Origin of the sequence: Citrobacter sp. 21OH12SH02A-Citro (genome assembly GCF_027919895.1) — a bacterium.
In the GTDB taxonomy this organism is placed as follows: domain Bacteria; phylum Pseudomonadota; class Gammaproteobacteria; order Enterobacterales; family Enterobacteriaceae; genus Citrobacter; species Citrobacter braakii.
The window spans coordinates 283,800-305,424 of record NZ_CP114801.1 but is presented as its reverse complement, the minus strand read 5'-3'; the positions used below and the strand labels follow the sequence as shown (position 1 = coordinate 305,424).

The following is a 21,625-nucleotide window of genomic DNA, read 5'->3' as shown; positions in this document are numbered from 1 at the left end:
ATTATGCTTCACCTAAATAGGCGCGGATCACGTCCGGGTTGTTACGAATCTGTTCCGGCGTCCCGTTCGCCAGCGGCGTGCCCTGATTCACCACGTAAATACGGTCGGAAATACCCATCACCAGCTTCATGTCGTGCTCAATCAACAAAATGGTGGTGTTGTGATGGTTACGCAGTTCAGCAATCAGCTCGTCCAGCTCTTTGGTCTCTTTCGGGTTGAGGCCTGCGGCGGGTTCGTCGAGCATCAGGATTTCCGGCTGGGTCACCATGCAACGTGCAATCTCCAGACGGCGCTGGTCGCCGTAGGCCAGGTTACTGGCCTGACGGTTGGCGTGCTCCAGCAAACCAATACGCTCCAGCCAGGTGGCGGCGCGATCCAACGCTTCACTCTGCGCGCGACGGAACGACGGGGTTTTCAACAGGCCGGAGAAGACGCCGGTTTTCAGCTGCTGATGTTGCGCCACCAGCAGGTTTTCAATCACCGTCATCTCGCGAAACAGACGCACGTGCTGGAAAGTACGCACCACGCCCATCCGCGCAATTTGCTGACCCGGCAGCCCTTCCAGATGCTGGTCGCGCAGCTTAATCGTCCCACCCGTCGGCTTATAAAAACCGGTCAGGCAGTTAAAGACCGTGGTTTTTCCCGCGCCGTTTGGCCCGATTAACGAGACGATCTCCTGTGGTCTCAGCTCCAGTTCAACGTTGTTTACCGCCAGCAGACCGCCGAAGCGCATCATCAGGCCGTTGACGGATAATAATGGCTGACTCATGCCTGCTCTCCTTTTGCTTCCCCGTTTTTCAGCTTCAACTGCGGACGGGTCATCGGCAACAAGCCCTGCGGACGCCAGATCATCATCAGTACCATTAAACCACCCAGCATTAACATGCTGTATTCATTGAAATCACGCATCAGCTCGCGTGACACCACCAGCAGGATGGCCGCGAGGATCACTGCAAACTGTGAGCCCATTCCGCCCAGTACCACAATCGCCAGCACAAAGGCCGACTCGGCAAAGGTGAAGGATTCCGGGCTGACAAAACCCTGACGCGCGGCAAACAACGTACCGGCAAAACCGGCGAACGCGGCGCTGATGGTAAAGGCGGTCAGCTTGATGCGCGTAGGGTTTAAGCCCAACGAGCGACAGGCTATTTCATCTTCGCGCAGCGCTTCCCACGCACGACCCAACGGCATACGCAGCAGACGGTTGATGACAAACAGCGAGAAGACCACCAGCAGCAGCGCCACCAGATAGAGGAAAATAACGCGGTCAGAGGGATCGTACTTCACGTTAAAGAAGTTGCTGAAGGTATCCCAGCCACCTTCACGGGCAGTACGGCTGAACTCCAGACCGAAAAAGGTCGGTTTCGGGATCTGGCTGATACCGTTCGGGCCACCGGTCACTTCGGTGTTGTTGAGCAGCAGGATACGGACGATTTCGCCGAAGCCTAAAGTCACAATCGCCAGATAGTCACCGCGCAGGCGCAGTACCGGGAAGCCGAGCATAAAGCCCGCAGCAGCGGAAACCAGCCCCGCCAGCGGCAGACAGGTCCAGAAGCCGAGTCCGTAATAGTGGTTCAGCAGCGCGAAGGTGTAAGCACCGATGGCATAGAAGCCGCCGTAGCCCAGCACCAGCAGACCGGAAAGCCCCACCACCACGTTTAAGCCGAGGCCGAGGATGATATAAATCATCGTCAACGTGGCAATATCAACCGTACCGCGCGACACCATAAACGGCCACGCCACGGCAATCACCAGCAGCGCGACCAGGAACAGCTTCTGTTTAACGGTGGAGCCATCAATCGCCGGCAGAATAAACTTCGGTCCAGAGACGCTCTTCAGGCCCTTCTGGAAAGCTGGACGCAACAGTTGGAAGAGAAAAACCACGCCAGTGCCGATAAACACCCACTGCCAGCGGATATCCGCGGCGCTATCCACCACCAGTTTGGTGCCGTCAAGCTCCAACTGGACGCCCATAAAGACGCCCGCCAGGATGAAGAACATAGCGGCAGAGAGCAGCGCCATTGCAAAATGCATCGGTTTCATACTTTCTCTACCTCCGGGCGACCCAGAATACCGGTCGGCATCACCAGCAGCACCAGAATCAGCAGCGCGAATGAAACCACGTCTTTGTATTCGGTACTCAGATAAGCAGAGGAGAGCGCTTCCGCGACACCCAGAATCAGACCGCCGATCATCGCCCCAGGAATGCTGCCGATGCCGCCCAGTACCGCCGCGGTAAAGGCTTTCATCCCGGCCATAAAGCCGATATAGGGGTTAATTACGCCGTAGAACTGGCCGAGCAGTACGCCCGCTACCGCCGCCATTGCCGCGCCAATCACAAAGGTCAGCGCAATCACGCGATCGGTATTTATGCCGAGCAAGCTGGCCATTTTCAGGTCTTCCGCGCAGGCACGGCAGGCACGGCCCATACGGGAGTAACGGATAAACAGCGTCAGCGCCAGCATCGCCAGGAAGGTTACAATCCAGATAACCAACTGCATGGTGGTGATGGAAGCAGAGAAGTTTTCGCTACTGCCGACGGTCCACTGGCCGTTAAACAGGCTGGGCAGCGCCACATCGCGCGAACCTTCCGTCAGGCTGACATAGTTTTGCAGGAAGATGGACATCCCGATAGCGGAAATCAGCGCGATCAGGCGCTTAGAGCTGCGCACGGGCCGATACGCTACGCGTTCAATGCTCCAGCCGTAGGCGCTGGCAATCACAATCGCGCCGACAAAGCCCGCCGCGACCAGTAGCCAGCTGGAATCAATACCCATCATCATTAGCGCAGCGATGATCATAAAGGAGACATAGCTGCCGATCATATACACCTCGCCATGGGCGAAGTTGATCATGCCGATAATGCCGTACACCATCGTGTAACCGATAGCGATCAGCGCGTAGGTGCTTCCCAGCGTGACGCCGTTAAACATCTGCTGCAAGAAATAGAGGAACTGCTCGGACATAAGGTAACCTTTCTTAACCCGCCCGTTTTGCACGGGCGGTGGGATAACTCGTCTTCAGCTATTACTTCGCGACGGTCGATGATCCGTCCGCGTGCCACTGGAAGACACCAAACTCAAATCCCTTCAAATCGCCTTTTTCGTCCCATTTCAGCGGCCCAATCACGGTGTCAGCCCCGTGTGCTTTCAGATCTTTCACCAGATCCAACGGCTCTTTGCTACCGCTGCGATCCATTGCTGTCGCCAATGACTGGACGGCTGCATAAGTGATCCACACGTACGGTCCGGTTGGATCTTTCTTGTCAGCTTTGAGCGCATCGACGATAGCTTTATTCGCCGGATCCTGGTCATAGCGTTTTGGCATGGTCACCAGCATGCCTTCAGCGGCATCACCGGCAATATTAGACAGCGACGCATTGCCCACGCCCTCAGGTCCCATAAACTGGGTATTCAGCCCGACGGAGCGAGCCTGCCGCAGCATTTGTCCCATTTCCGGGTAGTAGCCGCCGTAATAAACAAAATCGATATTTTCTTTTTTCAGGCGGGCGATCAGCGCAGAAAAATCTTTTTCCCCGGCAGTGATCCCGTCAAAGAAGACGATATTGGCTTTGCCCGCTTTCAGGCTCTCCTGCACTGAACGCGCCAGGCCTTCACCGTATTGCTGTTTATCGTGAATGATGGCGATGCGTTGCGGCTTCACCTTCTCCAGAATGTATTTCGCGGCGGTCGGCCCCTGAGAGGAGTCCAGGCCCGCTGTACGCATAATGTGTGCGTAACCGCGCTGGGTAAGTTCCGGGTTGGTCGCGCCCGGGGAAATCATCAGAATGCCTTCGTCTTCATAGATATCTGATGCGGGCTGCGTGGAGGATGAGCACAGATGACCAATAACGTACTGAATGCCGTCATTGACGATTTTGTTCGCTATCGCAACGGCCTGTTTCGGATCGCAGGCGTCGTCATATTCGACGGCAACCAGTTTGTCGCCTTTGACCCCGCCTTTGGCATTGATATCTTTAATGGCCTGACGTGCGCCATTAAATTCCATATCACCCCACTGCGCGACCGGACCTGACATCGCCCCGACAACAGCGACCTTGATATCCTCCGCCATGACCGCGTGTGACATTGCCAGTGCTATCACCCCTGCGATGATTGTTTTCGCATTCCGTTTCATTTTCCTGAATCCCCATTCGTGATGATGTATATATTTTGTATTTATGTGGTTAAAAAGCAGACTGTGCTTTTTTTAAACTGTACTATTTTTACCAGTCTCGTTAATGGTTTAGCGCAGTTTTTTAAGCAAATTACGGCTAAAATCTCTATTTTTCAGTCGATTAAGAAAAGATAATATTCTGCTTTTCACTATAGATAAACAAAAAAAAGTGCATTTGTCAGCATAAAATAACGGCACAAAGAGCGGAATAAAATGCTGCATTCCAGGGTATTATCCTGCCTGTTTTTCAATCTCTACTGTTTCAATCTGTCATTGTCGTTGTTACAAAACTATTAACCTGGTTAATCGCATTAAAAAGAGAAAGCATCCGGGCGAATTATTTCGGTACACTGATTCCATCTTTTGTGATTTGGACATGCTGTTAATGAAGCTGACCATCGTTCGTTTAGATAACTTTAGCGACCAGGACCTGATTGATCTGGGCAAAATCTGGCCGGAATATTCCGCCTCATCATTAAGCGTAGATGAAACGCACCGGATCTACGCCGCACGCTTTAACGAGCGTCTGTTAGGCGCCGTGCGGGTAACCCTGAGCGGCACACAAGGCGCACTGGATTCATTGCGCGTGCGCGATATCACCCGCCGTCGCGGCGTCGGGCAGTATTTGATCGAAGAAGTGATCCGGGAAAACCCTGACGTGAGTTCGTGGTGGATGGCCGACGTCGGCGTTGAAGACCGCAGCGTGATGGCCGCATTTATGCAGGTGTTAGGATTTACGGCCCAGGAGAATGGCTGGGAGAAACGGTAGAAAACCGCCCCCAACCAATTGTATTACGAGTATTTTCCCAAGAATTTTGTGTTGCAGGCAGGCGGCAAGTTATAAAATCCCCGGAGCTTACATAAGTAAGTGACCGGGGTTGAATAACGCAGCCAACACACCTGCGGCACGAAAGGCGCCGGGAAAATCACTTGGCGTCTGTCGCCGTCCCGTTTGCATGCCAGTCAAACACGCCGAATTCGAAGCCTTTCAGGTCGCCCTTCGCATCCCATGACAGCGGCCCCATCACGGTTTCCACCGAGTTTGCTTTCAGATACTTGGCAATTTCAGCCGGATCATCAGACTGGTTCAGACCGGCCTGCAAAGATTGCAGCGCGGCGTAGGTGGTCCATACGAATGCGCCGCTCGGATCCTGTTTCTTGGCTTTGATAGCATCTACGATGGGTTTGTTCGCCGGAACCTGGTCGTAGTTCTTCGGTTTCGTTACCAGTAAGCCTTCTGCAGATTCACCGGCGATGTTAGACAGCGACACGTTCGCTACACCTTCTGGCCCCATAAACTGGGTTTTCAGACCCGCGGCGCGTGCCTGACGCAGGATTTGCCCCATTTCCGGGTGGTAACCGCCGTAGTAAACGAAATCGATATTCTCTTTCTTCAAACGCGCTACCAGCGTAGAAAAATCTTTTTCCCCGGCGGTGATCCCGTCAAAGAACACCACGTTGGCGTTACCCTTTTTCAGGCCATCCTGCACCGCGCGGGCCAGACCTTCACCGTACTGCTGCTTATCATGAATAATCGCGATGCGCTGCGGCTTCACTTTTTCAACGATATATTTGGCGGCCGTTGGGCCCTGATCGGAATCCAGACCAGTGGTACGCATTACCAGGCTATAGCCGCGCGCGGTCAGCTCCGGCGCCGTTGCCGCTGGGGTGATCATTAGAATGCCTTCGTCTTCATAGATGTCTGACGCAGGCTGAGTGGAAGAAGAGCACAGGTGACCGATTACGTATTTAATCCCGTCGTTGACCACTTTGTTCGCAACCGCTACCGCTTGTTTCGGGTCACAGGCATCGTCATATTTCACCATGACCAGTTTGTCACCTTTCACGCCTCCCTTGGCGTTGATATCCGCAATTGCCTGCTCTGCGCCGGTAAATTCCTGATCGCCATATTGTGCTACCGGGCCAGACATCGCCCCGACGACGGCAACTTTAATATCCTTAGCAAACGCCATATTGCTCAAAGACAGGGCGATACATCCTGCCAATAACGCTTTACCCTTCATATTCATCCTGACAATCCCCATTATTGTGGTTATTACGTGTGTTGTGATGTTGTTGTTCAGCACTTTATTTCGATTATTGGATAGCCACCCGTGCTTTAGCAGCATACTCTGCTAAAACATACCCGATTTTTATTATTTTGGAATAGCTAAATTTGACATGCAGATAACAACCTGATGACAAATAGCATAAACGTCAGAGGAGAGGGAGAGATAAAAACAAAAAACCCCGGATTTTCATCCAGGGTTTATCAGCATTTCCAGGTCGGCGGAAGATTACGCTTCGATCGCCGCACGCAGTTTTTTCATGGCGTTCTTTTCAAGCTGACGAACACGTTCAGCAGAGACGCCGTAGCGATCGGCCAGTTCTTGCAACGTCGACTTGTTGTCTTCGTCCAGCCAACGGGCGCGAATGATGTCCTGGCTACGCTCGTCCAGACCCTCCATTGCGTGGGTCAGTTTGTTCGCGGCCTGATCTTCCCAGTTATCTTCTTCAATGCCGTCGGCAAAGTTAGATGATTTATCCTGCAGATACAGAACCGGCGCCATCGGCTGGCTGTCAGACTCGTCGTCTGAAGACATGTCAAACGTCATGTCCTGCGCCGCCATACGGGATTCCATTTCGCGCACGTCTTTGCTGGAAACACCCAGCTCACGAGCAACCATTTCAACTTCGTCCTGATTGAACCAGCCCAGACGCTGCTTGGTTTTACGCAGGTTAAAGAACAGCTTACGCTGCGCTTTGGTGGTCGCGACTTTTACGATACGCCAGTTACGCAGAACGTATTCGTGGATCTCAGCTTTGATCCAGTGCACGGCGAAAGAAACCAGGCGCACACCCACTTCCGGGTTGAAACGGCGCACGGCTTTCATCAGGCCGATATTGCCTTCCTGAATCAGATCCGCCTGCGGCAGGCCATAGCCCGCATAATTACGAGCAACATGAACAACAAAGCGCAGGTGAGACAGGATCAGCGTTTTAGCTGCTTCCAGATCGCCCTGGTAATGCAGCTTTTCAGCCAGTGCCCGCTCCTCGTCAGCCGACAACATCGGCCACGCGTTCGCAGCCCGGATGTAAGATTCCAGGTTACCAACAGGGGCTAAAGCTAAATTTTGCATTTCTTTGGTCATTCAAATCCTCTCAATCTTTTCATCTGACGCGTTGGCTAAAACCAATAGCAACAACCATGCCAGAGCTTATGAGCAACGAGAATATCATTCAATCTTTTATCAGACAGTGATTTTATCCACAAGTTCCATGTCGTAATGTGTATAGATTACGCACAAAATGTGACATCACAATGAATACGCTGGGAAGAGATAACAGGGACTCTTTCCCTGCAGAGCGAACTACTCAGTGCAGGGAAAGATTATACCAGAGATTTTTTAATCGGGGGTAAAGTGGCGTAAATGTTGAACCGTGGCAAGCCAGGCTGCCACCCAGCCAATCATCGAGCACACCAGCAGCAATAACAGGCATTCGTCAAATGATAAGCCGTTGATATCAAACTTAGTTCCAAAAACCTGTGCCACCTCAGTAACCGCTGACGACAGGCGCATCACCAAAATTTCTGACAAAATCAGTGAAAGAAATGCGCCGGAAAAACCGAGCAGCGCACCGCCGTAGAGGAACGGACGCAGGATAAACCCATCCGTCGCGCCAATCAGTTTCTGCACGTTAATGGTATCGCGACGCGCAAAAATACTCAGGCGCACACTGTTACCGATGACGAGGAAGACCGCCGCTACCATCAGCACGCCAATCATCGCGGAGACGCGTCCGACAAGGCCAGTCAGCGCCGCCAGACGGGCAAACCAGCTGTCATCCATGCGCACTTCATCAATACCGTTGATTTGTGCGATACGGTCGCGCAGCGTGTTCAGCGACTCCGTGCCCTGGAAGTCCAGTTTCGGGATAACCACCGCCACGGCCGGTAGCGGGTTCTCTTCCAGCATATCCAGCGCGCCGCCAAAGCCGGACCAGTTACGGAATTCGCCCAGCGCGTCATCGCGGGAAAGATAATTCACTTTCTCCACGCCCTGCTCGGCCTGCAACTGACCAACTACCCGCGCCGCTGCATCATCATCCAGCGTTTTTTGCAGGTAAACGGTGATCTGCGGAGAAGGATAATACTGGCTTGCCGCATGATCGACGTTCTTATAAACCATGTAGCATACGCTTGGCAGCGTTAGGGAGATGGCAATAACCATCACCGTCAGGAACGTCGCCAGCGGCTTGCTTTTCAGGTCCTGTAACGCGCCCTGGAACGCGTAGCGTACCTGCTCGTTAAAGACATTGGTTTTACGCGAGTTCGGCTTTGGCGCGGCTTTCGCCCGCTTTGGCGCGTTACGACCGCCATCTCCCGGCGCGCCGCCCGATTTACGGAAGCGATCCAGTCGGCCACCGAACTGTTTGATTTGATTAATAGCGTCACGTCTATTCATGGGCCAGGCCTCCATGCAGATGTCCATCGCTCAGAACCATTTGGCGATAGGAGCGACGGGAGATCAGGCCAATATCGTGCGTGGCCATTAATACCGTGACCCCGACGCGGTTAAACTCTTCAAACAGGCGAAGGATCCCTTCCGACAACGCGTCATCCAGGTTCCCTGTTGGTTCATCCGCCAGCAATACCGCCGGTTTGTTCACCACCGCACGGGCGATGCCCACGCGCTGTTGTTCACCGCCGGAGAGCTGAATAGGGAAGTTTTTCGCTTTGTCCAACAGTCCGACCTTATCCAGCGCCGCTGACACGCGACGACGAATATCGTCCCCGCTGGCGCCCGCGATGATCAGCGGGATTGCCACGTTGTCAAACACGGTTCTGTCCATCAACAGGTGGTGATCCTGAAAAATCATGCCAATCTGACGACGCAGAAACGGCACTTCACGGTTTTTCAAACGGCTGATGTCATGCCCGCTGAAGTAGATTTTCCCGGCGCTGGGCCGTTCAATTCCACAAATCAGCTTCAGCAGGGTACTTTTCCCCGCGCCAGAGTGGCCGGTCAGAAATGCCATCTCGCCAGGCTGCATATGGAAGGTAACTCCCTGCAGCGCTTGTCTCCCACCGAGATAGGCCTTGCTGACATGTTCAAAGCGAATCATTGTTAATCCTCTCGGGCAAAAAGTGCCTCTATAAAATCGTCCGCTTTAAACGGACGTAAATCCTCGATACGTTCGCCCACACCGATATAGCGGATAGGGATGCCAAACTGATCGGCAACCGAGAAGATGACCCCGCCCTTCGCTGTACCGTCCAGCTTAGTCAGGGTGATACCGGTTAAGCCCACGGCTTCATGGAACAGTTTGGCCTGGCTTATCGCATTCTGCCCGGTGCTGGCGTCGATAGTCAGCATAACTTCATGAGGCGCATCTTCGTCGAGCTTCTTCATGACGCGAACGATTTTTTTCAATTCTTCCATCAGGTGCGATTTGTTCTGCAAACGCCCTGCGGTATCAGCGATCAGCACATCTACATTACGCGCCTTCGCCGCCTGGATAGCATCAAAGATGACGGACGCGGAATCCGCGCCGGTATGCTGAGCAATCACCGGGATGTTGTTACGCTGACCCCAGACCTGCAGCTGCTCTACCGCCGCCGCACGGAAGGTATCGCCCGCCGCCAGCATCACCGATTTACCCTGCTGCTCAAACTGACGCGCCAGCTTTCCGATAGTGGTGGTTTTACCCACGCCGTTGACGCCAACCATTAAGATAACAAACGGCGTCTTGCCATCAACATTCAGCGGTTCTTCCACCTTCGCCAGAATCTCGCCCATCTCTTCTTTCAGCAGGCCGTACAGCGCTTCCGCGTCTTTGAGCTGCTTACGGCTGGCACCTTCCGTCAGATTCGCAATAATCTTGCGGGTCGTTTCTACGCCCACGTCGGCGATCAGCAGTTGCTCTTCCAGCTCTTCAAACAGATCATCGTCGATCTTTTTACCACGGAACAGACTGATAAATCCGGAACCAAGGTTTTCTTTTGTTTTCAGGAGGCTGCGTTTCAGACGCGCAAAGAAACCTTCTTTCGTTGGTTTTTCCTGCTCCTGGACTCCCTCTTCTTCTGTCGGTGCTTCTACGGCAGGTTCTTCTACCGGCACCACCATCACGGCTTCTTCAGTTGCCTCAGCAGCCAGCGCCTGCGCTTCCAGCTCTTCATCAGTCAGGTGCGGTTCGTTTTCGGCTTCCTCTTCAACCGCCTCAACGATTTCCACGGTTTCCGCTTCGGCCTGCCACTCTTCGGCAGAAACCTCTTCGGTTTTCACCTCTTCCGGCAGCGGCAATTCTTCGCGTTCGATAACCGTCGCCGCTGGCGTTTCCACTACGGGTTCAGCAACCCGCTCAATCTCCGGCTGCGATTGTTCGGCAACAGGTTCTGCTTCCGGCTGCAGTTTTTCGATTTCCGCAACCTGTTCAGTCACTTCAACAACTTCAGCTGCAAAAGCTTCCGTTTCCGCCTCGCTACGGGTTTCCTCGGCGCGCGGCTGTTCGTCAACGACGGTAGTTTCTTCAGCAACCGGTTGTTGTTCTTCGTTTTTTAATTCTGTCTCGTTTTCCGGTGCCTGCTCTTTTTGACCAAAGCCCAGCCAGGAAAAAAAGCCACGTTTTTTCTCTTTCGCCATTTGCGACTACACTCCCCCGCTGTTGCTTCATGGCACAGCGTCAACGCTATGTACATAGCAGCTAAAAAAATGATGAAATAGTCTATCACTTATACCCAATGAATTTCGAGTTACGTCAAGGTGGCAAGCGCACGAATCCCGATGAGCTTACTTTTAGTAAGTGATTCGGGTGAGTAAGTGCAGCCAACGAAGAGGTAACTTGAAAGGCGACGGGTTAACTTAACTCACATCACCGCCTGGAATGACACGTCAGCAGCGGATTGAGCAATAATTGAAATGAAAAAACCGAATCACTCTGGTAGCGGCCAGATCCGCATTATTGGCGGCCAATGGCGTGGCCGTAAACTCCCGGTTCCGGATAGTCCCGGTCTGCGCCCAACCACCGACCGCGTACGCGAAACCTTATTTAACTGGCTGGCCCCGGTAATGGTCGATGCTCACTGCCTGGACTGCTTCGCCGGCAGCGGCGCGCTGGGACTGGAAGCCCTCTCTCGCTATGCGGCAAATGCGACGCTTCTGGAAATGGATCGCGCGGTATCACAGCAGCTACAAAACAATCTCGCCACGCTGAAAGCCCCCCATGCCCGGGTCGTCAACACCAATACCCTGACATTTTTGGCCCAGACGGGTACGCCGCATAACGTGGTGTTTGTTGACCCGCCGTTTCGCAAAGGATTACTGGAAGAAACATTAACTCTTCTGGAAACTCATGGCTGGCTGGCAAATGAAGCGTATATTTACGTTGAAAGCGAAGTAGAAAACGGTTTGCCGCCGGTTCCGGTGAACTGGTCGCTGTACCGTGAAAAAGTCGCCGGACAGGTCGCCTATCGCCTTTACCAACGTGAAGCACGAGGAGAACACGATGCTGATTAACCTGGGACGCCTGCTGATGTTGTGCGTCTGGGCATTTTTACTACTCAATATTTTCCAACCCTTTCCACGCCCGCTTAACATCTTCGTTAACGTCGCACTGATTTTTATGGTGCTGATGCACGGCATGCAACTGGCGCTGTTAAAAAGCACCATGCCTAAAGATGGCCCGCAGATGACCCGCGGAGAGAAAATCCGTATTTTTCTGTTCGGCGTCTTTGAGTTACTGGTTTGGCAGAAGAAGATTAAAGATCAGTTGAAAAAGTAACTGTAATCTTTTCGCCCGGCGGCGCTTAGCAGGCCGGGGCGACAAAATCTCCAGGCCGGACAAAGCGTAAGCCGCCATCCGGCATCAGTCAGATGAAACCTTAGCGTTCACTGTAAAATCAACAAAACGCGAACCTTTGTAACTCAGCGTTCCCTTATCCCCGACCGTTAACGCATGGTACTGCTGGGCATCCAGACGAAACGTCTGCTCGAAGCCGCCACTTTGTGGCTTAAAACTGACTTCATAGCGCATGCTGGTCCCCGCCGGGCTCACTTCCTGCTGGCGGGATCGCCGATCGTTAAGCGGTTTTTCCCGTTTGTTACTCACCACCACCTGCTTTTGCACTAACGGCGCAGTATCATTATCGGCTTTTTCACGCCGCTGCTGAACGAAGCGAAACGACGCAGCAACAACGATTAAGACAATGATAACAATGAAAAAAAGTGGTGGTTTGCTCATATTATTAACCCATCAGAAAATGCGGAAATAAGCATACATTGCCTGTTATGGTGTTGTCATCTGGCAGTGTCGACCTCTACACTGAACAGTAGAGCCGTGAGCACCCCGCTTACGAAAAAATAACGAATTCAAGGAACTAAGATGCTTTGGTCGTTTATCGCTGTCTGCCTTTCCGCATGGTTGTTCGTGGATGCTTCCTATCGTGGGCCCGCCTGGCAACGCTGGGTCTTTAAACCCCTAACCTTACTCCTGCTGGCGCTGCTGGCCTGGCAGGCGCCAATGTTTAATGCTGTCAGCTATCTGGTGCTGGCTGGCCTGCTTGCCTCGCTGCTGGGCGATGCGCTGACGCTGTTACCGCGCCAACGCCTTTTGTATGCCGTGGGGGCATTCTTCTTGTCGCATCTGCTGTATACCATTTACTTCGCCAGCCAAATGACGCTGTCGTTCTTCTGGCCTTTGCCGTTGGTGCTGGTGGTGCTGGGGGCGTTGCTGATTGCCGTGATCTGGACACGTCTGGAAGAGCTACGCATCGCTATCTGTACCTTTATTGGTATCACGCTGATGATGGTCTGGATGGCTGGTGAGCTGTGGTTCTTCCGCCCGACCGCTCCGGCGCTGTCGGCCTTTATGGGCGCATCACTCCTGTTCATCGGCAACATTGTCTGGCTGGGTAGCCATTACCGTCGCCGCTTCCGCGCCGATAACGCAATTGCTGCCGCCTGCTACTTCGCCGGACATTTCCTGATTGTTCGTTCGTTGTATCTTTAAAACGCTTGACTCTGGAGTCGACTCCAGAGTGTATCCTCCGGTTAATATGAAATGATTATCAACCGGAGGATGCCATGTCGACACCCGATTCCAGTGGCAAAAAAGCCCCACAATTTTCTTCTTTCAAGCTAGCGCCTGCGCCACAAAAGGCTGACGACTGCTGCTGCGAAGGAAGTTGCTCCACCCCACCACCCGTATCCGGTACCGTAATGGGTACCCGCTACTCCTGGAAAGTGGCAGGCATGGACTGTGCAGCCTGCGCCCGAAAAGTGGAGAATGCGGTCCGCCAGGTCAACGGCGTCAACCAGGTCCAGGTTCTGTTCGCCACCGAAAAACTGGTAGTCGACGCGGGTTCCGATATCCGCCTGCAAGTTGAAAGCGCAGTGCAAAAGGCAGGCTATACCCTGCGCGATGAGCAAGCGCCAGACGCCGCCCCCGAGTCGCGGTTTAAAGAGAACCTGCCGCTGATTTCGCTGATTATCATGATGGCGATTAGCTGGGGGCTGGAGCAGTTCAATCACCCCTTTGGCCAGATAGCATTTGTCGCCACCACGCTGGTAGGTTTGTATCCGATTGCCCGTCAGGCCCTGCGTCTGATGAAAACCGGCAGCTACTTTGCCATTGAAACGTTGATGAGCGTGGCCGCCATTGGCGCACTGTTTATCGGCGCGACGGCCGAAGCCGCCATGGTACTGCTGCTGTTTTTAATTGGCGAACGCCTGGAAGGATGGGCCGCCAGCCGCGCCCGTAAAGGGGTCAGCGCACTGATGGCGCTCAAGCCGGAAACCGCCACGCGCCTGCGTAACGGCGAGCGCGAAGAGGTTGCTATCAATACTCTCCAGCCAGGCGATGTTATTGAGGTTGCCGCGGGTGGGCGTTTACCTGCCGATGGCAAGCTGGTCTCCGGATTTGCCAGCTTTGATGAAAGCGCCCTGACCGGCGAATCGATACCGGTTGAGCGCGCCACGGGCGAGAAAGTCCCGGCGGGCGCCACCAGCGTGGACCGTCTGGTAACGCTGGAAGTACTCTCCGAACCGGGTGCCAGCGCCATTGACCGTATTCTGAAATTGATTGAAGAAGCGGAAGAACGCCGCGCCCCCATTGAGCGCTTTATTGACCGTTTCAGCCGGATTTACACCCCAGCCATTATGGCGGTTGCGTTGTTGGTCACCCTTGTACCACCGCTGCTGTTTGCCGCATCCTGGCAGGAGTGGATTTATAAAGGGCTGACGCTGCTGCTGATTGGCTGCCCATGTGCGCTGGTGATTTCCACACCCGCAGCCATTACCTCTGGCCTTGCCGCCGCGGCACGTCGTGGCGCGTTAATCAAAGGCGGGGCCGCGCTGGAGCAGTTGGGTAGGGTAACGCAGGTCGCGTTTGATAAAACCGGCACCCTGACCATCGGTAAACCGCGCGTCACGGCGATTCACCCGGCAAGCGGTATTGGCGAGGCAGAACTGCTGGCGCTGGCGGCAGCAGTAGAGCAAGGCGCGACGCACCCGCTGGCGCAGGCGATTGTTCGGGAAGCCCAAACGCGCGAGCTGACTATCCCTGCCGCAAAAGATCAACGGGCGCTGGTTGGCTCTGGCATTGAAGCACTGGTCAACGGCGAACGCGTGCTGATTTGCGCCGCCGGTAAGCAGCCTGCCGATGCTTTTGCCGGGCAGATAAGCGAGCTGGAAAGCGCGGGTCAAACGGTGGTGCTGGTGCTGCGTAGCGATGCCGTTCTTGGCGTGCTGGCTCTACAGGACACGCTGCGCGACGACGCCCGTAGCGCCATCAGCGAGCTTAATCAGATTGGCGTGAAAGGGGTGATTCTGACGGGCGATAACCCGCGAGCGGCGGCAGCTATTGCCAGTGAATTGGGTCTCGAATTCAAAGCGGGTCTATTACCGGAAGATAAAGTACAGGCCGTTACTCATCTTAACCAACAGTCGCCGCTGGCGATGGTCGGCGACGGCATCAACGACGCTCCGGCAATGAAAGCAGCCACCATTGGCATTGCGATGGGAAGCGGGACCGATGTCGCCCTGGAAACCGCCGATGCCGCCCTGACCCACAACCGCCTGCGTGGTCTGGTGCAAATGATTCAGTTAGCCCGCGCCACCCACGCCAATATTCGCCAGAACATTGCGATTGCGCTAGGCCTGAAGGGGATTTTTCTCGTCACCACGCTGCTCGGGATAACCGGACTGTGGCTGGCGGTGCTGGCAGATACGGGGGCGACGGTACTGGTGACCGCTAACGCGCTGCGGTTACTACGTAAAGGATAATGCGTCTGTGCCGGACGGCTGTTGCATTAGCGCCATCCGGCTAAGATTACTGGCCTTTGCGCACCAGATAGCGGTACGGCAGAGAGTCGGTCTCTTTTGCCACCAGCTCATGCTCCATAAAGGTACAGAAGCCGGGAATGTCACGGGTTGTCGCCGGATCGTCGGCGACAATCAGCAGCGTTTCACCCGCCTGCATGCCGCGCACGGTTTTACGCACCATCATTACGGGTTCCGGGCAGCGCAGCCCCTGGGCATCAAGAGTATGGTCGGGAGAGGTAAACAGATCGCTCATCGTAGTCTCGTTCATTCAAAAACGGCGTTATTTTACGCTCTGTTGTGGCGTAAGCCAATCAGGTTAACGATTGCGTGAAAAACAACCATTGCAATGTGCTCTTAAAGCAGTATCATGCGACGGTTTTTTATTGGGTTCCCTCACCCCATCCAACAAAAAGGTCACAATATGACTCCGTTTACACAATCTCAACGCGTAAAAGCGTTGTTTTGGCTATCGCTATTTCATCTGCTGGTGATCACCTCCAGCAACTATCTGGTGCAGCTACCGATCTCCATTTTTGGTTTCCATACCACATGGGGCGCTTTCAGCTTTCCGTTTATTTTCCTCGCGACCGATCTGACCGTGCGTATTTTTGGCGCTCCGTTGGCACGACGTATCATCTTTGCGGTAATGATCCCCGCGCTGCTGATTTCCTATGTCGTTTCATCACTGTTCTATATGGGATCGTGGCAGGGATTCGGCGCACTGCTGCACTTTAATCTGTTTGTCGCCCGTATCGCCGCCGCCAGCTTTATGGCTTACGCGCTGGGTCAAATTCTGGATGTGCATGTCTTTAACCGCCTGCGTCAGAACCGTCGCTGGTGGCTGGCGCCAACGGCTTCCACGCTGTTTGGCAACATCAGCGATACGTTAGCCTTCTTCTTTATCGCTTTCTGGCGCAGCCCAGATGCCTTTATGGCCGAGCACTGGATGGAAATCGCGCTGGTCGACTACTGCTTCAAAGTGCTGATCAGCATTATTTTCTTCCTGCCGATGTACGGCGTGCTGCTGAATATGTTACTGAAAAGGCTGGCAGATAAATCCGAAATCGCTGCATTGCAGACGAGTTAAAGGTTCATTTTCCGAGTTGTGATAAGATGGACGAATGAGCCGTTATGGCCGTTTATCGAAAGGAAGAAGTCAATGCGCAATCTGGTTAAATATGTCGGTATTGGCCTGCTGGTTATGGGGCTTGCGGCCTGTGATAATAGCGATACAAAAGCGCCAGCAGAGGGTGCTGCCGCAGAAAGTAGCGCCACTGGACAACCGGTCAGCTTGCTGGACGGTAAACTCAGTTTTTCCCTGCCAGCGGATATGACCGATCAGAGCGGCAAACTGGGCACCCAGGCGAACAATATGCACGTTTATTCTGACGCAACCGGCCAGAAAGCGGTGATTGTAATTGTTGGCGACAATACCAACGAAGACCTGGCTGTGCTGGCAAAACGCCTGGAAGATCAGCAGCGTAGCCGCGACCCGCAGTTGCAGGTCGTCACCAATAAATCAATTGAGCTGAAAGGCCACACGCTGCAGCAGTTAGACAGCATCATCTCGGCCAAAGGCCAGACCGCTTACTCTTCCGTGGTGTTGGGTAAAGTCGATAACCAACTGCTGACTCTGCAAATCACGCTGCCTGCTGACGATCAGCAAAAAGCGCAGACTACCGCAGAAAACATCATTAACACGCTGGTTATCCAGTAACAGTTAAGACGATGACTCGGCCTCCGGTGACACCACCTGAGGCCGTTTTTTTAATCGCCAGGTCAGCAATAACGCCACCGCCACCAACCCTGCCGCCGCCAGATAGATAACCGGCACGCCCGCCCACGTCATGACCAGCCCGGCCAGCGGCCCCGTAACTCCCAGTGATAAATCCATAAACACCGTATACGTCGCCAGCGCAGCTCCCTGATTTTGCTGCGGGACGGCTTTTACCGCCACCACGCCCAGCGCCGGGAACACCAGCGAGAACCCTGCACCGGCCAGCAGGACGCCGCTTTTCGCCATCCACGGCATGGAAGCCATCCCCACCAGCAGCAACCCAACAATCTCGACGCTAAAGCAGATCATCGCCACATTTAGTCCACCTAAACGGTTGATACCATTTGGGAATAACAAGCGGGTCCCCACAAACGTGCAGCTAAAAAGCGTCAGCGCGAAAGCGGCGCCGTCCCAGCCTTTGGCATCATAAAACAGGGTAATGAAAGTGGCGATCACGCCAAATCCGGCTGAGGCCAGGGCCAGCGCCATGCCGTACAACCAGACACGCCCAAGCACCGCGCGAAACGGCAATGGTTTGCCTTTGCTGGCCTTTACCGCCGGACGAGGGAGCGCCAGCAGTATTGCCAGCAGCGCCACGCCCATCACGGTCAGCGCCAGTCCCTGTAAGCCACCCCAGGCATAAAACAGAACGCCCAGCGGAGCGCCTATCGCCATCGCGCCATAGGTCACGATGCCGTTCCACGAAATCACCCGTCCGATGTGCATTGAACCAACGACCCCAACCCCCCACAGCGTAGAGCCAGTCCCGGCAAAGCTTTGCCCGATCCCTAGAATCACGCGCCCCAGGCATAACAGCAGCAGGCTGCCCAGCGGCCAGCCATTCGTGAAGCCCGCCAGGAAGTAGCCCAGACCACTTAAAAAACAGCCACACAGTCCGAATACCACAATCTTCTTTGGCCCCAGCAGGTCGGCATAGCGACCGGCATGTGGACGGCTCAGCAGCGTAGCGAAATATTGCAGGCTGATGACCAGCCCTGCCCAAAAAGCGCTAAATCCCATCACATCATGGACATAGCCTGGCAATACAGCGAGCGGCAGACCAATGGTCAGGTAGCTGGCGAAGTTAAACATCACCACAGAGACAATACGCAGATTAAGGCGTAAACCGCTAAGCGTCGGTTCAGCGACGGGTTCGGGCATGGAGGATCACCACGTTTTCACAACAGTGTTTCATTTCTACCATGTTGCCGGGCAGAAATCAGTAGTCAGTTTCGGAATATCAGTCGCAAGCCAACCGCTACACTTAATGCAAAAACGCAAACAGGAAGACGACATGACAACCGCCCAGCCCGATAAAACGGGTTTGCACATTCTGCTCAAACTGGCCGCTCTGGTGGTGATCCTCGCGGGTATTCATGCCGCGGCGGATATCATCGTACAGCTTCTGCTGGCCCTTTTTTTTGCCATTGTATTGAATCCGCTGGTCACCTGGTTTATTCGCCGGGGTGTACGTCGGCCAGTCGCGATAACGTTAGTCGTGGTGGTGATGCTGATCGTTCTTACGGCGTTAATCGGCGTTCTGGCGTCATCCATTACTGAATTCATGGCCATGCTGCCAAAATACAATAAGGAGCTGACGCGCAAGGTTCTGTATCTGCAAGAGATGGTGCCTTTTCTGAATCTGCATATGTCCCCGGAGCGCATGCTGCAACGTATGGATTCCGACAAGCTGATGACCTTCACAACTACGCTGATGACAAGTCTTTCTGGTGCCATGGCCAGCGTCGTTCTGCTGGTGATGACGGTGGTCTTTATGTTGTTTGAGGTGCGTCATGTTCCCTATAAGCTGCGCTTTGCGCTGAACAACCCCCAAATCCATATTGCGGGGCTGCATCGGGCGCTGAAAGGTGTTTCTCACTATCTGGCGCTGAAAACGTTGCTCAGCTTATGGACCGGTGCCATCGTCTGGCTCGGACTGGCGCTAATGGGGATTCAGTTTGCTCTGATGTGGGGTGTGCTGGCATTCCTGCTAAACTACGTGCCCAACATTGGCTCGGTCATTTCCGCCGTTCCACCCATGATCCAGGCGCTGCTGTTCAACGGCGTTTACGAATGCGTGCTGGTTGGGGCGCTGTTTCTGGTGGTGCATATGGTAATTGGCAACATCCTTGAGCCCCGCATGATGGGGCACCGGCTGGGATTATCGACGCTAATCGTCTTTCTCTCTCTGTTGGTGTGGGGATGGCTGCTTGGTCCGGTAGGTATGCTGCTCTCCGTGCCGTTAACCAGCGTGTGTAAAATCTGGATGGAAACCACCACAGGCGGTAGCAAACTGGCAATTTTGCTGGGACCCGGCAGGCCCAAAAGTCGGCTACCCTGAAAACTACCAACCGAGGTAGTTATTATATTTCCATATTGACGTTAAAATGACGTCAACACAGCTATATACAGTGGCTTATCTTAAATAAAGAGTGAAAAGGAATTCATTCTTTTATAAAGGAAATATATAATCCACATGCATTATTCTTTGCCAAAAAACATAAAAGTAATGAACACATCCAAAGCATTTAACTTAAACTATCCACTTAGATTTAAAGGTTATTTTATTTGATACGTTTTCTCTAAAAATCTATACTTCTCGCCGATGATGCTGAAAAGTTTCTGTTGAAGAAAGTGATAGAATATTATCATCCGGTCATCTCATTGCCTCGCTATCAACAGAGTGAAATAAAACGCTAATTTAGTTTAAATAAAATTGCAGGTGATAAAGGGTGCATCATGATTCCGGAGCTTATAAGTTAACATGTATAAACGGTACTTTGAGAGGGAGTTTTAATGAAACAGTATATTAAGTGGTTTGCAGCCATTGCCGTTGTCGGTGCACTGGCGGGTTGTGCACGTACTGCGCCGATTGATCAAGTTCACACCAGTGTGAGCGCGGGACATACTCAGGACCAGGTTAAAACCGCGATCCTAAAAGCCGGTATTCAACGCCAATGGGTCATGTCCGAAGCCGGACCAGGTATTATTAAAGCTCGCCAACAAACCCGCGATCATGTGGCTGAAGTCCGTATCACTTATACCGCCACCAGCTATGACATCAAATATGACAGCAGCCTCAACCTGCAGGCTTCTGGTGGAAAGATTCACAAAAACTACAACCGCTGGGTACGCAATCTGGATAAAGACATCCAGCTTAATCTGTCAGCCGGCGCCAATCTGTAATTACGCCTAAAGTCGGGCCGAAAAGGCCCGATACTCTTACTATCTGCCATTTAACAGGTTGTCCCCACATGTACGAACAGGATTCGCTTAGCGCACTGGATGCCATTACTGAAGCACAACGTATCGCCTTTGCCCCTATGCTATTTCAAACCGCGTTGTGTCTGCGAAATGCTGGAGTACTCACCTGGCTGGACAAGCAAGGTAAACGCGGCGCCACGCTCGACGAGATTACCGAAAACAGCACCATCAACGAATATGCCGCCAGCATCCTGTTGGATATGGGGTTAAGTGGGCGCATCATTACCCACAAAGAGGGATATTATTACCTCGCTAAAGTCGGTCATTTTCTTTTACATGACACGATGACGCGTGTGAATATGGACTTCACCCAGGATGTTTGTTATCAGGGGCTGTTCTATCTGGAAAATGCACTGAAAGAAGGAAAACCCGCAGGGTTAAAAACTTTTGGCGACTGGTCAACAATCTATCCTGCACTATCACAATTACCGCTGGCTGCGCGTGAAAGTTGGTTTGCTTTCGATCATTACTATTCAGATGGAGCATTTGATGCCGCATTGCCATATGTATTCGCCAGCGCCCCTGCAACCCTGTACGATGTCGGCGGAAATACCGGGAAATGGGCATTACGTTGTTGTCAACATGATGACAATATTACTGTCACCCTATTAGATTTGCCGCAACAAATTGCACTTGCCCGCGAAAATATAGAAAATGCAGGATTATCTCATCGCATAAATTTCCATGCTGTGGATATGCTTAGCGACTCGCCTTTACCTGCCGGCGCTGATATCTGGTGGATGAGTCAATTTCTGGACTGTTTTTCTCCGGAACAAATTATCGCTATGCTGCGCAACGTTGCCCGGGTGATGAAACCGGGCGCGAAGCTGTTCATTATGGAACTGTTTTGGGATGCCCAAAAATTTGAAGCGGCCTCATTTAGCCTGAATGCGTCTTCGCTTTATTTTACCTGTATGGCGAATGGCAACAGCCGTTTCTACAGCGTAGAGAGGTTTTATCACTATCTGAATCTGGCAGGTTTTCAGGTAGATGAACGCCACGACAACTTAGGTGTTGGGCATACTTTATTGATATGTCAGAAGAAAAAATAAGAAACAATCGGAACAACCGATTTACCGCGGATACG

General features: G+C 53.1%; 22 protein-coding genes. 10 read left to right on the top strand and 12 right to left on the bottom strand.

Features of this window, described 5'->3' with window-relative positions:
• Position 1 precedes the first annotated feature (1 nt).
• The 4 genes from livG to livK all read right to left on the bottom strand — a co-directional run bounded on the left by livG (position 2) and on the right by livK (position 4,137).
• Entirely contained in the window at positions 2 to 769 is a 768-nt protein-coding gene (livG, locus tag O6D90_RS01465; RefSeq protein WP_003023438.1) for a high-affinity branched-chain amino acid ABC transporter ATP-binding protein LivG, read from the bottom strand.
• Complete coding sequence (livM, locus tag O6D90_RS01460) at positions 766 to 2,043, bottom strand: branched chain amino acid ABC transporter permease LivM (protein WP_016157662.1); 1,278 nt, start codon at positions 2,041 to 2,043, stop codon at positions 766 to 768. Before livM ends, livG begins: the two co-directional genes overlap by 4 nt.
• Positions 2,040 to 2,966 (bottom strand): high-affinity branched-chain amino acid ABC transporter permease LivH, encoded by a 927-nt coding sequence (gene livH, locus O6D90_RS01455; RefSeq protein ID WP_003023435.1) that lies wholly within the window; start codon positions 2,964 to 2,966, stop codon positions 2,040 to 2,042. Before livH ends, livM begins: the two co-directional genes overlap by 4 nt.
• A gap of 61 nt (positions 2,967 to 3,027) precedes the next feature.
• A complete protein-coding gene (livK, locus tag O6D90_RS01450) occupies positions 3,028 to 4,137 on the bottom strand; it encodes a high-affinity branched-chain amino acid ABC transporter substrate-binding protein LivK (protein ID WP_016157663.1) in 1,110 nt (369 codons plus the stop codon).
• A 424-nt stretch (positions 4,138 to 4,561) separates the two neighbouring features.
• Between livK and panM the strand changes: the two genes are divergently transcribed.
• Positions 4,562 to 4,945 (top strand): aspartate 1-decarboxylase autocleavage activator PanM, encoded by a 384-nt coding sequence (gene panM / locus O6D90_RS01445; RefSeq protein WP_016154837.1) that lies wholly within the window; start codon positions 4,562 to 4,564, stop codon positions 4,943 to 4,945.
• A gap of 157 nt (positions 4,946 to 5,102) precedes the next feature.
• On the opposite strand, the gene livJ is transcribed toward panM, so the two are convergent.
• From livJ to ftsY, 5 genes are all read right to left on the bottom strand, one after another.
• A complete protein-coding gene (livJ, locus tag O6D90_RS01440) occupies positions 5,103 to 6,206 on the bottom strand; it encodes a branched chain amino acid ABC transporter substrate-binding protein LivJ (protein ID WP_029139730.1) in 1,104 nt (367 codons plus the stop codon).
• 267 nt (positions 6,207 to 6,473) lie between these two features.
• Entirely contained in the window at positions 6,474 to 7,328 is an 855-nt protein-coding gene (gene rpoH / locus O6D90_RS01435) for an RNA polymerase sigma factor RpoH (RefSeq protein WP_003023425.1), read from the bottom strand.
• Between the two features lie 255 nt (positions 7,329 to 7,583).
• Positions 7,584 to 8,642: a permease-like cell division protein FtsX gene (ftsX, locus tag O6D90_RS01430; RefSeq protein WP_016154839.1), complete on the bottom strand. Its 1,059-nt coding sequence runs from the start codon at positions 8,640 to 8,642 to the stop codon at positions 7,584 to 7,586.
• Positions 8,635 to 9,303 carry a cell division ATP-binding protein FtsE gene (gene ftsE / locus O6D90_RS01425; protein ID WP_003023420.1) on the bottom strand — a complete coding sequence of 223 codons (669 nt, stop codon included), beginning with the start codon at positions 9,301 to 9,303 and terminating at the stop codon, positions 8,635 to 8,637. The genes ftsX and ftsE overlap by 8 nt, the downstream gene beginning before the upstream one ends.
• A 2-nt stretch (positions 9,304 to 9,305) precedes the next feature.
• On the bottom strand, positions 9,306 to 10,820 hold the full coding sequence (gene ftsY, locus O6D90_RS01420; RefSeq protein WP_016157665.1) for a signal recognition particle-docking protein FtsY: 1,515 nt from the start codon (positions 10,818 to 10,820) through the stop codon (positions 9,306 to 9,308).
• A 276-nt stretch (positions 10,821 to 11,096) separates the two neighbouring features.
• Between ftsY and rsmD the strand changes: the two genes are divergently transcribed.
• Together rsmD and O6D90_RS01410 are read left to right on the top strand one after the other, a co-directional pair.
• Positions 11,097 to 11,693: a 16S rRNA (guanine(966)-N(2))-methyltransferase gene (gene rsmD / locus O6D90_RS01415; protein ID WP_016157666.1), complete on the top strand. Its 597-nt coding sequence runs from the start codon at positions 11,097 to 11,099 to the stop codon at positions 11,691 to 11,693.
• A complete protein-coding gene (locus O6D90_RS01410; RefSeq protein WP_016154842.1) occupies positions 11,683 to 11,958 on the top strand; it encodes a DUF1145 family protein in 276 nt (91 codons plus the stop codon). Before rsmD ends, O6D90_RS01410 begins: the two co-directional genes overlap by 11 nt.
• 84 nt (positions 11,959 to 12,042) lie before the next feature.
• On the opposite strand, the gene O6D90_RS01405 is transcribed toward O6D90_RS01410, so the two are convergent.
• On the bottom strand, positions 12,043 to 12,417 hold the full coding sequence (locus O6D90_RS01405) for a DUF2500 domain-containing protein (RefSeq protein WP_016154843.1): 375 nt from the start codon (positions 12,415 to 12,417) through the stop codon (positions 12,043 to 12,045).
• Between the two features lie 141 nt (positions 12,418 to 12,558).
• On the opposite strand from O6D90_RS01405, the gene O6D90_RS01400 reads away from it, so the two are divergent.
• Both O6D90_RS01400 and zntA read left to right on the top strand, forming a co-directional pair.
• Positions 12,559 to 13,185 carry a lysoplasmalogenase gene (locus O6D90_RS01400; protein WP_016154844.1) on the top strand — a complete coding sequence of 209 codons (627 nt, stop codon included), beginning with the start codon at positions 12,559 to 12,561 and terminating at the stop codon, positions 13,183 to 13,185.
• Between the two features lie 74 nt (positions 13,186 to 13,259).
• Entirely contained in the window at positions 13,260 to 15,458 is a 2,199-nt protein-coding gene (gene zntA / locus O6D90_RS01395) for a Zn(II)/Cd(II)/Pb(II) translocating P-type ATPase ZntA (RefSeq protein WP_088583073.1), read from the top strand.
• Between the two features lie 46 nt (positions 15,459 to 15,504).
• Here zntA and tusA read toward each other — a convergent pair whose 3' ends face one another.
• Positions 15,505 to 15,750, bottom strand: coding sequence for a sulfurtransferase TusA (gene tusA, locus O6D90_RS01390; RefSeq protein WP_003827551.1), 246 nt, complete (start codon positions 15,748 to 15,750; stop codon positions 15,505 to 15,507).
• Between the two features lie 168 nt (positions 15,751 to 15,918).
• On the opposite strand from tusA, the gene O6D90_RS01385 reads away from it, so the two are divergent.
• Both O6D90_RS01385 and O6D90_RS01380 read left to right on the top strand, forming a co-directional pair.
• Positions 15,919 to 16,584: a 7-cyano-7-deazaguanine/7-aminomethyl-7-deazaguanine transporter gene (locus O6D90_RS01385; RefSeq protein ID WP_016154846.1), complete on the top strand. Its 666-nt coding sequence runs from the start codon at positions 15,919 to 15,921 to the stop codon at positions 16,582 to 16,584.
• A 72-nt stretch (positions 16,585 to 16,656) separates the two neighbouring features.
• Entirely contained in the window at positions 16,657 to 17,214 is a 558-nt protein-coding gene (locus O6D90_RS01380; RefSeq protein ID WP_016154847.1) for a DcrB family lipoprotein, read from the top strand.
• Between the two features lie 3 nt (positions 17,215 to 17,217).
• On the opposite strand, the gene O6D90_RS01375 is transcribed toward O6D90_RS01380, so the two are convergent.
• On the bottom strand, positions 17,218 to 18,435 hold the full coding sequence (locus O6D90_RS01375; protein WP_016157668.1) for an MFS transporter: 1,218 nt from the start codon (positions 18,433 to 18,435) through the stop codon (positions 17,218 to 17,220).
• A gap of 133 nt (positions 18,436 to 18,568) precedes the next feature.
• Between O6D90_RS01375 and O6D90_RS01370 the strand changes: the two genes are divergently transcribed.
• From O6D90_RS01370 to O6D90_RS01360, 3 genes are all read left to right on the top strand, one after another.
• Positions 18,569 to 19,615, top strand: coding sequence for an AI-2E family transporter (locus O6D90_RS01370; protein ID WP_016154849.1), 1,047 nt, complete (start codon positions 18,569 to 18,571; stop codon positions 19,613 to 19,615).
• A gap of 467 nt (positions 19,616 to 20,082) precedes the next feature.
• Positions 20,083 to 20,460: a hypothetical protein gene (locus tag O6D90_RS01365; RefSeq protein ID WP_029139728.1), complete on the top strand. Its 378-nt coding sequence runs from the start codon at positions 20,083 to 20,085 to the stop codon at positions 20,458 to 20,460.
• Positions 20,461 to 20,528: 68 nt separating this feature from the next.
• On the top strand, positions 20,529 to 21,590 hold the full coding sequence (locus O6D90_RS01360; protein WP_016157670.1) for a class I SAM-dependent methyltransferase: 1,062 nt from the start codon (positions 20,529 to 20,531) through the stop codon (positions 21,588 to 21,590).
• The last annotated feature ends 35 nt before the right edge of the window (positions 21,591 to 21,625 follow it).

Excerpts from the sequence above, each read along its gene's own strand:
- O6D90_RS01385 (WP_016154846.1), top strand. The coding sequence starts at position 15,919 with ATGACTCCGTTTACACAATCTCAACGCGTAAAAGCGTTGTTTTGGCTA.
- livH (WP_003023435.1), bottom strand. The coding sequence starts at position 2,966 with ATGTCCGAGCAGTTCCTCTATTTCTTGCAGCAGATGTTTAACGGCGTC.
- ftsE (WP_003023420.1), bottom strand. The coding sequence starts at position 9,303 with ATGATTCGCTTTGAACATGTCAGCAAGGCCTATCTCGGTGGGAGACAA.
- O6D90_RS01360 (WP_016157670.1), top strand. The coding sequence starts at position 20,529 with ATGTACGAACAGGATTCGCTTAGCGCACTGGATGCCATTACTGAAGCA.
- rsmD (WP_016157666.1), top strand. The coding sequence starts at position 11,097 with ATGAAAAAACCGAATCACTCTGGTAGCGGCCAGATCCGCATTATTGGC.
- ftsX (WP_016154839.1), bottom strand. The coding sequence starts at position 8,642 with ATGAATAGACGTGACGCTATTAATCAAATCAAACAGTTCGGTGGCCGA.
- ftsY (WP_016157665.1), bottom strand. The coding sequence starts at position 10,820 with ATGGCGAAAGAGAAAAAACGTGGCTTTTTTTCCTGGCTGGGCTTTGGT.
- panM (WP_016154837.1), top strand. The coding sequence starts at position 4,562 with ATGAAGCTGACCATCGTTCGTTTAGATAACTTTAGCGACCAGGACCTG.
- zntA (WP_088583073.1), top strand. The coding sequence starts at position 13,260 with ATGTCGACACCCGATTCCAGTGGCAAAAAAGCCCCACAATTTTCTTCT.
- O6D90_RS01410 (WP_016154842.1), top strand. The coding sequence starts at position 11,683 with ATGCTGATTAACCTGGGACGCCTGCTGATGTTGTGCGTCTGGGCATTT.
- O6D90_RS01370 (WP_016154849.1), top strand. The coding sequence starts at position 18,569 with ATGACAACCGCCCAGCCCGATAAAACGGGTTTGCACATTCTGCTCAAA.
- O6D90_RS01405 (WP_016154843.1), bottom strand. The coding sequence starts at position 12,417 with ATGAGCAAACCACCACTTTTTTTCATTGTTATCATTGTCTTAATCGTT.
- O6D90_RS01380 (WP_016154847.1), top strand. The coding sequence starts at position 16,657 with ATGCGCAATCTGGTTAAATATGTCGGTATTGGCCTGCTGGTTATGGGG.
- livM (WP_016157662.1), bottom strand. The coding sequence starts at position 2,043 with ATGAAACCGATGCATTTTGCAATGGCGCTGCTCTCTGCCGCTATGTTC.
- livK (WP_016157663.1), bottom strand. The coding sequence starts at position 4,137 with ATGAAACGGAATGCGAAAACAATCATCGCAGGGGTGATAGCACTGGCA.
- O6D90_RS01400 (WP_016154844.1), top strand. The coding sequence starts at position 12,559 with ATGCTTTGGTCGTTTATCGCTGTCTGCCTTTCCGCATGGTTGTTCGTG.
- O6D90_RS01375 (WP_016157668.1), bottom strand. The coding sequence starts at position 18,435 with ATGCCCGAACCCGTCGCTGAACCGACGCTTAGCGGTTTACGCCTTAAT.
- tusA (WP_003827551.1), bottom strand. The coding sequence starts at position 15,750 with ATGAGCGATCTGTTTACCTCTCCCGACCATACTCTTGATGCCCAGGGG.
- livG (WP_003023438.1), bottom strand. The coding sequence starts at position 769 with ATGAGTCAGCCATTATTATCCGTCAACGGCCTGATGATGCGCTTCGGC.
- livJ (WP_029139730.1), bottom strand. The coding sequence starts at position 6,206 with ATGAATATGAAGGGTAAAGCGTTATTGGCAGGATGTATCGCCCTGTCT.
- rpoH (WP_003023425.1), bottom strand. The coding sequence starts at position 7,328 with ATGACCAAAGAAATGCAAAATTTAGCTTTAGCCCCTGTTGGTAACCTG.